The 11748-nt window shown below is 60.6% G+C and carries 10 protein-coding genes; 4 read left to right on the forward strand and 6 right to left on the reverse strand.

Annotated features, from left to right (window positions below; translation table 11 throughout):
• Positions 1–30: 30 nt before the first annotated feature.
• Positions 31–1341 carry a cell envelope integrity protein CreD gene (gene creD / locus B3Z17_RS10090; protein WP_286829691.1) on the forward strand — a complete coding sequence of 437 codons (1311 nt, stop codon included), beginning with the start codon at positions 31–33 and terminating at the stop codon, positions 1339–1341.
• A gap of 38 nt (positions 1342–1379) precedes the next feature.
• Here the strand turns inward: creD and B3Z17_RS10095 are convergent, their stop codons facing one another.
• A complete protein-coding gene (locus B3Z17_RS10095; RefSeq protein WP_286829692.1) occupies positions 1380–2471 on the reverse strand; it encodes a DUF6607 family protein in 1092 nt (363 codons plus the stop codon).
• A 278-nt stretch (positions 2472–2749) separates the two neighbouring features.
• On the opposite strand from B3Z17_RS10095, the gene B3Z17_RS10100 reads away from it, so the two are divergent.
• Complete coding sequence (locus B3Z17_RS10100; protein WP_286829693.1) at positions 2750–4825, forward strand: TonB-dependent receptor domain-containing protein; 2076 nt, start codon at positions 2750–2752, stop codon at positions 4823–4825.
• A gap of 16 nt (positions 4826–4841) precedes the next feature.
• A complete protein-coding gene (locus tag B3Z17_RS10105; protein WP_286829694.1) occupies positions 4842–5390 on the forward strand; it encodes a cytochrome b in 549 nt (182 codons plus the stop codon).
• Here the strand turns inward: B3Z17_RS10105 and B3Z17_RS10110 are convergent, their stop codons facing one another.
• The 4 genes from B3Z17_RS10110 to dapF are packed head-to-tail and all read right to left on the reverse strand — an operon-like array spanning position 5391 to position 9353.
• Complete coding sequence (locus B3Z17_RS10110; RefSeq protein ID WP_286829695.1) at positions 5391–5912, reverse strand: hypothetical protein; 522 nt, start codon at positions 5910–5912, stop codon at positions 5391–5393. It abuts the gene before it with no gap.
• Between the two features lie 26 nt (positions 5913–5938).
• A complete protein-coding gene (gene ftsY / locus B3Z17_RS10115; protein WP_286829696.1) occupies positions 5939–7183 on the reverse strand; it encodes a signal recognition particle-docking protein FtsY in 1245 nt (414 codons plus the stop codon).
• 20 nt (positions 7184–7203) lie between these two features.
• Complete coding sequence (gene mtaB / locus B3Z17_RS10120) at positions 7204–8499, reverse strand: tRNA (N(6)-L-threonylcarbamoyladenosine(37)-C(2))-methylthiotransferase MtaB (RefSeq protein WP_286829697.1); 1296 nt, start codon at positions 8497–8499, stop codon at positions 7204–7206.
• Between the two features lie 8 nt (positions 8500–8507).
• Entirely contained in the window at positions 8508–9353 is an 846-nt protein-coding gene (gene dapF, locus B3Z17_RS10125) for a diaminopimelate epimerase (RefSeq protein ID WP_286829698.1), read from the reverse strand.
• A gap of 63 nt (positions 9354–9416) precedes the next feature.
• On the opposite strand from dapF, the gene B3Z17_RS10130 reads away from it, so the two are divergent.
• Positions 9417–10244 carry a hypothetical protein gene (locus B3Z17_RS10130; RefSeq protein WP_286829699.1) on the forward strand — a complete coding sequence of 276 codons (828 nt, stop codon included), beginning with the start codon at positions 9417–9419 and terminating at the stop codon, positions 10242–10244.
• On the opposite strand, the gene B3Z17_RS10135 is transcribed toward B3Z17_RS10130, so the two are convergent.
• Positions 10241–11740 (reverse strand): SLC13 family permease, encoded by a 1500-nt coding sequence (locus tag B3Z17_RS10135; protein ID WP_286829700.1) that lies wholly within the window; start codon positions 11738–11740, stop codon positions 10241–10243. The genes B3Z17_RS10130 and B3Z17_RS10135 overlap by 4 nt on opposite strands.
• Positions 11741–11748 lie beyond the last annotated feature (8 nt).

Here is an 11748-nt window from a genome sequence, read left to right on the forward strand (position 1 = left end):
ATCCGAAAACCGTATGGGGGAATGATCAGGATGGAAAATGATACAGGAAAGAAGCTTTTGTCGGGCCTGGGTGGCCCGGGCTTCAAGGCGGCGCTGGTGGGCATCTTGCTGCTGGTGCTTTTGATACCCATCACCATGGTACAGTCGCTGGTGAACGAACGGTCCAACCGGTCGACCGACGTGCTGGCCGGTGTTGGCGCCACCTGGGGCGGCGAGCAACAGATATCAGGACCAATCCTGGTGTTGCCCTATGACCATGTGCTGTCGCGCAGCAGTTCGGGCGAGGAAAAGCTGGAGCGCAGGACCCTGATCCTGCTGCCTGATACGCTCACTGCAACCGGTGATGTGGACGTGGAAAAGCGCGCCATCAGCATTTATGAAACCAATGTCTATACTGCGCATATGAAAATGAAGGCGGCTTTCAAACTGCCGTTCCTGATCGACGGCGTATCGCCCGAGCACATGAAATGGGACCAACTGTATGTCAGCCTGGTGCTGGGCGACATTCAGGGGTTGCAGGGCAATATGGAAATAATCTGCGGCGGCAAGCTGTTGCCCATAGAGCCCGGCACCGGCCTGGGCCGGCACAGCCAGGGCATTCATGCCGGCTTGGGCGGCACCTTACAGGGTGGTGACAGCCTGGCTGTGGACATGAGCTTTTCCCTGCGCGGGACCGGCGCACTGGATATCTGGCCGTCGGGCGCCAGAACCGATGTGACGCTGGCCTCAGGCTGGCCGTCCCCCGGTTTTCAGGGGCGCTTTTCGCCCATCAGTCACAGCATTTCGAAAGACGGCTTCAGTGCCCAGTGGCAGACGCTGCGGCTGGCGCAGGGACTTGGCCCGGTGTTGTTCGACGGACCGCCAAAGGGTCAGTCGATCAGCGTCAAGTTTGTCGACCCGGTAAACAATTATTCCATGACAGACCGCAGTGCCAAATATGGCAGCCTGTTCGTGCTGATGACCTTTGCGGTGCTTTATCTGTTCGAGGTGATTTCCGGCAGGCCTGTGCATCCAGTGCAATATATGCTGACGGGGCTGGCGCTGTGCCTGTTTTTCATGGCGCTTCTGGCGCTGTCGGAGCATCTGGACTTCGGCCTGGCGTACGGCATTTCTGCAACAATCGTGATCGCCATGGTGGCGGCGTATGGCAAGTCGGTGATGGGGTCGGGCAAATGGACATCCGGCATCACCATCACGCAGATCGCGCTGTTCGCCTACCTCTATGGCGTGCTGAAAATGGAAGACCTGGCGCTTCTGTCAGGGACAGCACTGCTGTTTGTCGCTCTCGCGGTGGCCATGTTCCTGACCCGCCGCGTTGACTGGTACAGGTCAAAAGCTTGAGGAAAAGGGCAGGCAACGCGTTTGCCTGCCCCATTGGCTTATCGGCTGTAGCCGCCTGTGGTCTGTTCGGTGGCCTGTTCGGCAGCCCGCGCCTGCAGGCGTTTGACCGGTGCGGCCGGGTTGGTGTCCACATAGTCATGCAGGATCGACACCGCTTCCCCGGCCGCCACTGCGGAAGGGACTTTCCCATCGGCCACGTCAGATGCGATCCCCAGGATCTGCATGTAAAGCTCGGACGGCTCCCCAAGCACCGTCAGGGCCACGGTGTCATTCTCTGCCATCAGAGTGTCCCATTCATCGCGGATTTCGGCCCAGAAGTCCTTTGTAGCGGCCCAATATTCGGTGCCGACTTCGGTTTTGAAGTCTGCGAAATGATTGTAGGTGTTCACGCCAATTTCGCGCACCAGCAGCTTGGGTGCATCGCCGGTCAGGATCAGCTTCGAGTTGTCCTGCTCGTGCACCCAGCCCTTGGGTGTCAGCGCGTGGCGGTTGATAGCCTCAATGGCGTGATAGTCGCCGCGCTTGGTGGCGTCCCGGCGTGGCAGGGGGCGCCAGCTTGGCGGGCTTGCCCATTCGGACGTGCCGTCTGTGTGGTCCCACGCCGCCACGGCGGCATAGCGCGGGGCGTCGTCCACCTGATAGACGGTCTGGGACCATTTCCCCGCGCGTTCCGCTTCCGTCAGCTGCTGTTTCTGCCAGGTGTTGGCGCCCTTGAAGGCCATGATGGTGGTCGGTTCATACTGCCAGTCCTGCCGCCAGTGTTTGATTGGCATGAAGGGCACCTTGTCGCCGTCACCCACCACCAGGATGTGTTGCAGGCTGATGAAGTCGCCGGTGTCCTTGATTACACGGACCATCTCGTGCCCGCCGGCCTTGTAGCGTTCCTTGGGTGTGTAGCCCTGCTGGAACGATACGGTCTCCTGAAAATCGAAGGTGACTTGATAGTCGCCTGCCATCGCCAGAATGGCGGCGCGGTCGGCCTCAAAGTGGCTGCCCGCTGCCACAGGGGCAGGGGCCTGTGCGGCCAGGTTGGCCGGGGTGTTGGTCGCGCAGGCTGACATCAGCATCAGCCCGGCAACCAGCATGGCATGCCTGAAAGGCCGCCATGGGTGGGTCAAATTTATCTTCATCTTTTGTTCCTCTTGATCTCAAAAACAATAATGATTCTGACTTGCATTATTAATAACCATCGCCTATGACGCTATTAATGAAATTAAGAATCATTTGCAATAACTAATTGAATACCTCAGGCAGGACCGTCAGAGCCCAGAAGTTTTCCAGGAAGGAATTTCAGGAGAGATTTTTCAAAACGCTCCCTGTGTGGCGTTTGAAAAATCATCGGGCTCGGCAGGTGAGATGGCAGGCGCGGTGCGGCGTGAGGGCAAATATGATCAAGGGAAGCAAGAGTATGTATCAGTCTGTAAAATTGAAATCCGCCCTATGCGCAGGTGTTTCACTGTTGGCTACGATGCCTGCGGCTGCTGAAACCGTGGCGGATATCACCGAAATCAGCGTCAGCGCCACCAAGAATGAAGTGGAGGCCTTCAGTGTGCCGGCGTCCGTCAGCGTGGTAACGCGCGAGGAAATGGATGACCTGCTGGCCGCCAGCGTGTCTGACCTTTTCGTCTCGGTCCCCGGCCTGTCGTTTGATGGCGGACCGCGCCGCGCCGGTGAAACACCCACCATTCGCGGTGTGGCTGGAGAAGGCGTGGTCGTGCTGTTTGACGGCGTGCGCCAAAGCTTCCTGTCCGGCCATGACGGGCGCTTCTTCATCGAACCCGACCTATTAGGCTCTGCAGAAGTGGTGCGGGGCGGAGGCTCATCGCTTTATGGCTCCGGCGCGGTGGGCGGGGTGATCAGCCTGCGCACCCTTGACGCTGCAAACCTTCTGGCGGACGGGGAGCGGGCCGGCTACCGCCTGAAAGCGGGCTTTCAGGGCACCAGCGATGAATGGATGACCGGCGCGACAGTGTTTGGCCGGTCCCGCGACGGGCGTCTCGACGGCTTGGCTAGCCTGACGTTCCGGCAGTCGGGCGACATCGCGCTGGGCAACGGCACGACGCTTTCGGGCGACGACGAGATCGGCTCGGGTCTTGCCAAGCTCAGCTTCCAGGCCAGCGACGCGTTGAGCCTGAGCGCCAGCTGGATGGGCTACAGGAATGACGCCGTTGAACCCAACAACGGTCAAGGCAACAGCGAAGGCGACCTGATGGCAAAACGGGTTGTCAGCGATACCTTCCGGCTGGGCACTCGCTATAACCCGGAAACCCAATTGGTGGACCTGCAGGCGGTGGCCTACATCAACAAGGCGCGGGTAGACGAGGACGACCTGGACACTGACCGCATCATCGGCCGTGACGTGGAAACCAAGGGCTTCACCATCGACAACCGCAGCCGGTTTGACCTGGGCAGCAAGGCAAACGTCACCTTCACCTATGGTGGGGAATATTACCGGGATGAGCAGGTAGGCACCGATAATCAGACCACAGACGGCACCCGCGGCGGTGTGCCGGACGCGGTGGCAAACACCACAGGCCTGTTCGCGCAGGCGGAACTGTTGCTCGATACATCACTGGGCGCCTTCTATATCGTGCCCGGCGTGCGCTATGACAGCTTCAGGAACCGGGCGGCGGGTGAAACGGTGGAGACGGACGAAAGTGCGACATCCCCCAAATTCGCCGCCACGTGGGAGCCAACAGAAAACCTGATGCTGTTCGCATCCTACGGCGAGGCGTTTCGGGCGCCGTCCTTCAACGAGATTTTCGCGGACGATGTGCATTTCACCATCCCGCTTGGCCCCGGCCTTGAGGCCCCGAATTTCTTCATCCCCAACCCGGACCTGCTGCCCGAGCGGTCAAAAACATGGGAGTTTGGTGCGGGCGTTGATTTCGCGGACCTGGTCACAGGCGGAGACCGCCTGACCATGAAAGGGTCCTATTTCACCTCTGACGTCAGGGACCTGATCGATCTCGAGGTGAACTTTGAATTTTCCATGGCCTGTTTTGTGCCCGGTTTCCCCGGCACCTGCAACGCCGGTACCAGCCGCAACATCAACACCGGCCGCGCCACCATGGATGGGTTTGAGCTGGAAGCGGTCTATAGCAGTCCGCGCGTGCGGCTCGCGGCTTCCTATTCCAGCGTTAACGGCACAGACAAGGACACGGGCGAGTATGTCGGTATCCTGTCACCGAACCGCCTGTTCACGTCGGCCGAGCTGAAGCTGCCGGAAATCGATGCCCGGATCGGTACGCGCGTTACCATCGCCGGTCGGTTCGACAAAGTAGATGACGTGGCCGAGGAACGCCCGGGTTACGAGACGGTCGATGCCTTCCTGGTGTGGGAGCCCACAGGCGGCCTCAAGGGACTGCGTGTTGACCTCGGGGTCGACAATCTCTTTGACGCCGCGCCGGAGCGCGTGTTCGCAGGCGTGGTGGATGCGGGCCGCAATGCCAAGGTCCGCGTCGGCTGGACCGGGTCGTTCTAAGAAAAGGATCAACGGAATGTGGAATAGCGAAAGCGGCTACGGCTGGCTTGCCAAGTCACTGCATTGGTTGGTGGCGCTTCTGATGGTCGGGATGTCTGTTGTCGGCTTCATTTTCGCTGACATGCCGCGCGGGGACGAGAAAACCGAACTGCTGACGCTTCACGCCTCCTTCGGGCTATTGCTTCTGGCTTTCATGGTCGTGCGGCTGGGGGTGCGCATGAAAGGCGTGCGCCCGAGGCCGCTTGACCCGTCGGCCACGCGGCTGAATGCCCTCGCCCACACTGTGCATCGGGTGCTCTATTTAGTGATATTTTTGGTAATTGCCGCTGGCATGCTGACGCTGATGACAGTGGGCTGGGATGTGCCCTTCTTTGGGCTGTTCGCCGTGCCCACTCCGTTCGAGCGCGACATGGCGCTGCACCATCTGTTCGAGGAAATCCACATCTATGGCTGGTGGGTGCTGGCCGGGCTCGTGGCGCTCCACCTTATCGGCGCTATGTACCATGCGTTTGTGCTCAAGGATGGAACACTCCGGCGCATGACGCGCGAGAAATCTGAGTGTTGATCAGCCCCGGCCCCTGGCTTTCTTGGCGGCGGGATTTTCCCCGAGTTTCATACCCAGGTCGCGCACCTTTTGTGGGGCATCGGGCAGGCAGATGGCCAGGCGGAAGGCGGCATAAAGCTGCACAGGGTTCTTTGAATGTTCGGCCACGGTCTCCAGCAGCGCGGTATATTCCCTGCCATAGCTGCGGAAGGCTTCCCGAAGCCGCATGGGCATATCGCGCCACAGCAGGTCTTCCAGGTTGTGGGGTGAGGCCAGAAGGGCGTTCAGGCGCTCAAGTTTCGCTGGTGTCGGGGACGCCAGCGCGCCCTTGAGTGTGGCGGCATAGCTTGCGGCAAAATCGAAGCTGGTCTGCGCCGTCAGGGGTTCAGGCGTGTCTGCTTCTTCAACTGGCGTGATCCACGCTGGGTCGCGCAGCGCGGCCATGATCGGACTGGTTTGCCTGCGGTCCCACAGTTTGAAAAGTCCCCAGCCTAATGCAAGGCCAAGTAACCAAATCTCAATCCAATTGAATATTACACCCACTCAATATTTCCCAGCGAGAGCATTATTTAGTCCTCGATGCCCACCAGGGCGCGGGCAAACTCGGCTGCGTCGAAGGGCTGAAGGTCCTCGATGGCTTCCCCAACGCCAATCGCATGCACTGGCAGGCCAAATTTTTCGGCGCAGGCCACCAGCACACCGCCGCGGGCGCTGCCGTCCAGCTTGGTCATGATGATGCCTGTGATGTTCGCAAGCTTCTGGAACACTTCCACCTGATGGACCGCATTCTGGCCTGTGGTGGCATCCAGCACGATCACCGTGTCGTGCGGCGCGCCCTCGACCTTCTTGCCAATCACGCGCACGACCTTCGCAAGTTCCGCCATCAGTTCCTCGCGGTTCTGCAGGCGGCCAGCTGTGTCGATCAAGAGCACGTCTGTGCCTTCTGCCGTTGCGCGCTCAACCGCTTCGAACGCGAGCGCTGCTGCGTCTGCGCCGATTTCCTTGGTGACAACCGGCACACCGTTGCGGTCCCCCCACACCTGAAGCTGCTCGACCGCGGCTGCGCGGAAGGTATCGCCTGCCGCCAGCATTACCGACTTGCCGTCTTCCCGGAACTTTTTCGCTAGCTTACCGATGGTGGTGGTTTTCCCCGCACCATTCACACCCGCCATCAGGATGATGTGGGGCTTGTTGGAGGGGTTCACAGCCAGCGGCTTGGCGACAGGGGTGAGGATTTTCTCAACCTCGGCAGCCAGTACCTTTTTCACCTCGTCGCCGGTGATTTCCTTGTCGAACCGGTCCTTGGCGAGCGTACCGGTGAGCTTGGAGGCGACAGCAACGCCCAGGTCAGACGTGATCAGAAGGTCTTCAAGTTCCTCAAGCGTGTCATCATCCAGCTTGCCCTTGGTGAAGATATCCGCAATGCCGCCAGAGATGGCGCTGGTGGATTTCTTCAGCCCTTCCTTCAGGCGCTGGAACCAGCTTTTCTTCTCTGATGGCTTCTCAGCAGGTATTTCCTCAGCCGTTGGCTCAGGCTCAGGCTCAGCAACAGGTTCGGGCTCAGGTTCAGGATCTGGCTCGGGTGCAGGTTCCGGTGTTGCTTCGGGCTCTGGCTCGGGCGCCGGGACAGGTTCTGCAACAACTGGTGTGGGGACTACTTCTGCCACTTCAGCTGCTGGCGCTACCGGTTCTTCAGGCTGCTCGGCAGGCTGTTCTGGCGCCTGTTCTTCGGCCTGCACGTCAGGCTTTGGCTGCTCTTCCGTCTCGGATTTCTTGCCAGTCAGGCGTTGGAACCAGCTTCTTTTCTCGCTCACAGGCGTTTCCTCAGGCAGGCTTATGGTTGGGTCTTGATGCCAGACATGGCGTTTTCATCGCGTGGCGTCAAGCGCACAGGCACGATATCGCCGGGCTCGGCGGGGCCTTCAATGACCACCGGGATGAATTGTTCGCTGTGGCCGATGGGGTTGCCGTCGTGGCCGATGCGTTCCACCAGCACATTGGCGTCGGCGCCTTCGGCGCGCTGGAACAGCTCAGCCACGCGCTTGTCACCGGCAGCGCGCAGGCGGGCAGCGCGTTCTTTACGCACGTCCTTCGGCACCTTGTTCGGGATTTTGGCGGCGGGCGTGCCCTCGCGTTCGGAATAGGGGAACACATGCAGCCACGTGAGGTCGCATTCCTCCACAAGGCGAAGGCTGTTCTGGAACATCTCTTCCGTCTCTGTCGGGAAACCGGCGATAATGTCAGCACCGAATACCATGTCGGGGCGCTCAGTGCGCACGCGGTTTGTGAATTCGATGGCATCGCCGCGCAGATGGCGGCGTTTCATGCGCTTCAGGATCATGTCGTCGCCAGCCTGCAAGCTCAGGTGCAGGTGCGGCATCACGCGTGGCTCATGGATGATCGCGTCATAAAGCGGCTCATCCACTTCAATGCTGTCGATGGAGGAAATCCGAAGACGCGGCAGGTCCGGCACCAAATGCAAGATTTTCTGTACGAGCGTGCCGAGGGTTGGCGTGCCCGGCAGGTCCTCGCCGAAGCTGGTGATGTCCACGCCCGTCAGCACCACTTCCTTGAAGCCGCGGTCCACCAACCGTTTGATCTGGTCGACCACTTCGCCCACGCCCGTAGACCGGCTGTTGCCGCGGCCATAGGGGATGATGCAGAAGGTGCAGCGGTGGTTGCAGCCATTCTGGATTTGCACAAACGCGCGGGCGCGCTCGCCGAAACCGTCGATCAGGTGGCCCGCGGTTTCCTTGACGGAAAAGATATCATTCACCTGGACGCGCGGCGCGTTCGACAGGTCAAGCCCCGCGCGACCAAGGCCGACGAAGCTTTTGGCTTCGAGCTTTTCCTGGTTCCCCAGAACGGTCGCGACCTCATCCATTTTGGAAAACTGCATCGGGTCAATCTGTGCCGCGCAACCGGTGACGATGATGGGCGTGTCGGGTCGTTCGCGCTTCATGCGGCGAATGCTTTGGCGTGCCTGGCGCGTGGCCTCAGCCGTGACGGCGCAGGTGTTGACGATAATCACATCATCAAGCCCGGCGTCTTCCGCGTGACGGCGCATCACCTCGCTTTCATAAGCATTGAGGCGGCAGCCGAAGGTCACGATTTCTGGTTCTTTTTTCATCATGTCGCTCACAGTGCGACCTCGCCTTTGAACGCCAGCGTCGCCGCGCCTGTCATTTGTACCGTGCCGTCCGCGAGCCACTCAACCTCAAGCGGGCCGCCGTCCAGCATTACGGTGGCCTTGCGGTCAATGAGGCCAAGGCGCGAGGCCGCGACAACACTGGCGCAGGCGGCGGTGCCGCAGGCATCGGTGATGCCAGCCCCGCGTTCCCACACACGCAGGCGGATTGTATCACCTTTCACGGTCCCAACCGAGGCATTCACACGCTCAGGGAACATCGCGTTCTTTTCAACCTGCGGGCCCCAGTAGGGCAGGTCAACCGCGTCGGCGTCCTCAACGAAAAAGACTGCATGCGGGTTGCCCATATTGACGCACGTGGGTTCGAACAGTGGGCCCATGGCGAAATCGATCTTCATCGTGTCCGTTTCGCGCGCCAGCGGGATCTCATCCCATGCCAGCCGCGCCGGGCCCATGTTGACGCTTATGCCCGCCTCTGCGCGGGTGGCGGTCAGCAGGCCTGCGTCTGTCTCGATCAGGACCTTTTCTTTGCCGCTTTCATCCAGCGCCAGCTGGCCCACGCAGCGGGTAGCGTTACCGCAAGCACCCACGCGGCTGCCGTCGGCGTTGCGAATTTCCATGAAGATGTCGGCTTTGCCGCTTGTTCTCAGGATGATCAGTTGGTCGCATCCGATGCCGCGGCGGCGGTCAGACAATGCACGCACGGCTTCATCCGCCAGCGCGAGGTCGTCCTCGCGGGCGTCAAAAATGATGAAGTCATTGCCCAGTCCATGCATCTTCAGGAACGGGCGCATATGCTGGCCTTTTTCCATGAGGCCGCTTATATGGGTTCTCATAGCGCAGAGTCTATGGATTTCTGTGCATCTGGCAGAAGATTTTGGCGGATTAAGGCAGGCTTGGTGGCAGCACGACAACAAATCATCATTCACGCGGGGTTTCACCGCTGCGCATCGACCGCAGTGCAGGACATGCTGCGCGCGCGGCGGGCGGCCATTGAAGCCACTGGCACGGCGCTGCTGCTCAGGGAAGATCTGGAAGGCTGGCTGACAGGCCGGCAGCTCCGGCTTCTGTACCGCCATCAGGATGATTCCCTGGTTTCCAGCCTGCGCCTCAAGTTGGTTGCATCCATGCTGAAGCGCATCAGGGCGGACCGCATTGTGATCAGCGAGGAATTACTGCTGGGTTTGATGCCCGGGGTGCGGGACACGGGCTTTTATCCTCATTTCGGGAATTTTCTGTCTGCGGTCAAAGCGCTGTCCCGCTCCTTCGATATTGAGCTCAGGTTCATTGCCCGGCGGCAGGACCGCTTCCTTGAATCTGCCTACGCCTTTCGGGTGCCGCGTGGGACGCGGTTATCTTTCCCCGACTTTGTGGCGCCGATCGGGCTTGAGAATGCATCCTGGATGCGCCTGTTGAGGCAGGTGGAAGAGGCTGGACTGGCTTCCGCGTGCCGATTTGGCGTGCTGGAAAGCATGCCCCGGGCGAAACGCGGGCGGTGGGCAATGAACTTCCTTGGGCTTGATGAACTGGCCCCGGGCGAGGAGATCAGGTTGAGCGGCAACCGCCGCCTGACCGAAACTGAGCTGATAGACATCCTTGGCACGCCCAAACAGGTGCGTTTCACAGACGCAGAGCGAGCAGCGTTTCTTGAACGCCTCACTGCAGACAATGCGGCCTTCCTGGCGCACCCCATGGTGAATGCGCCAGCGGATGCCTGGCGCGATTAGCCGAACACCATGGGTAGCAGGCTGTAGCACAGCGCCGCCACCACAAAGGTGCCAATCACATTGAGCCATAAGCCCGCACGCATCATGTCCGGCACATGCAGCTGCCCGGTTGAGAAGATCACCGCGTTCGGCCCCGTGGCCACCGGCAGCATGAAGGCGCAGCTGGCCGCCATGGCGGTGGGTGCCGCCAGCATGATGGGGTCAATGTCGGCGCTGGTCGCCAGCGCGCCCAGCACCGGCACAAGGGCTGCTGTGGTGGCTGTGTTGCTGGTCAGTTCCGTCAGGAAAATCACCATGCCGACAATCACCAGCATGATCACGAACAGGTGGGCGCCAGAAAGCCCCACCATATGGTTCCCCAGCCAAACCGCGAGGCCGGTGGCTTGAATGGCAGCCGCAAGGCTAAGCCCGCCGCCGAACAGCAGGATCACGCCCCATGGCAGCTCAACCGCGCTTTCCCATGACAGCAGCGCCTTGTGCTTGTTGGCTTCGCCGCCGCCCGCCGGGATCAGGAACATGGCAAGGCCTGCCGCCACGGCAATATGCATGTCTGACATGCGGGCGACGAAGGGCATCAGGTCTGTCAGCCACTGGGTGTCCACCAGCACCTGGCGGAAGCTCCACAAAAGCGCCATGCAGGTCATGACGACGGCAACCCGCTTTTCCGGCGTTGTGATGCGGCCCATGGCCTGAAGTTCGGTCTGCACCACCTCAGCCCCACCGCGCGCCAATTTGGCGTCAAACGGGAAGCAGATTTTGGTCAGCACCAGCCACGCTAGCGGCACCATGGTCAACACAACGGGAATGGCGAAGGCCATCCATTCGATGAACAGGATTTCCCGGCCCGTTGACTGCTGGATGAAAGCTTTCACAAACAGGTTCGGCGGCGTGCCGATATAGGTGCCAAGCCCCCCGATGGAGGCCGCCCAGGCGCAGCCGATCAGAAGCGCTATGGTAAAGCGGTGGCCGGTTGCTTTTTCCTTGAGGATGGTCTGCGCGACTGTCAGCGCGATGGGCACGATCATCAGTGTGGTGGCGGTGTTGGATATCCACATCGAAAGCAGCGCCGACGCCGCCATGAAGCCCGCGATCAGGGCCGCTGGGTGGTCACCGACGCGGGCGAGGATATTGAGCGCAATCCGCCGGTGAAGGTCCCATTTCTGCATGCCCATGGCAGCGATGAAGCCGCCCAGCAGCAGGAAGATTACCGGTTTGGCGTAAGGCAAGGAGGCCTCGCTTGAGCTGGCGGCCCCCAGAAGCGGCAGCATCACCAAAGGCAGCAGGCTTGTGGCCGGCACGGGGATGGCTTCGGTGGCCCACCAGGTTGCCATCAGCACAGCAAGCGCAACCACGGACCAGGCATCAGCGGACAGGGCCGCAGGCGGTGCACTGAGCATGACAGCCAGGAACAGCAGTGGCCCCAGGAACAAGCCAATGGTTTGGTACTTTGCACGTGTTTCACCGTGGCGATGAATTTCGCCCTGCTGATTGGCCATTCTGTTTC

It is taken from the genome of Kordiimonas sp. UBA4487 (assembly GCF_002389025.1).
GTDB classification, from domain to species: domain Bacteria; phylum Pseudomonadota; class Alphaproteobacteria; order Sphingomonadales; family Kordiimonadaceae; genus Kordiimonas; species Kordiimonas lacus.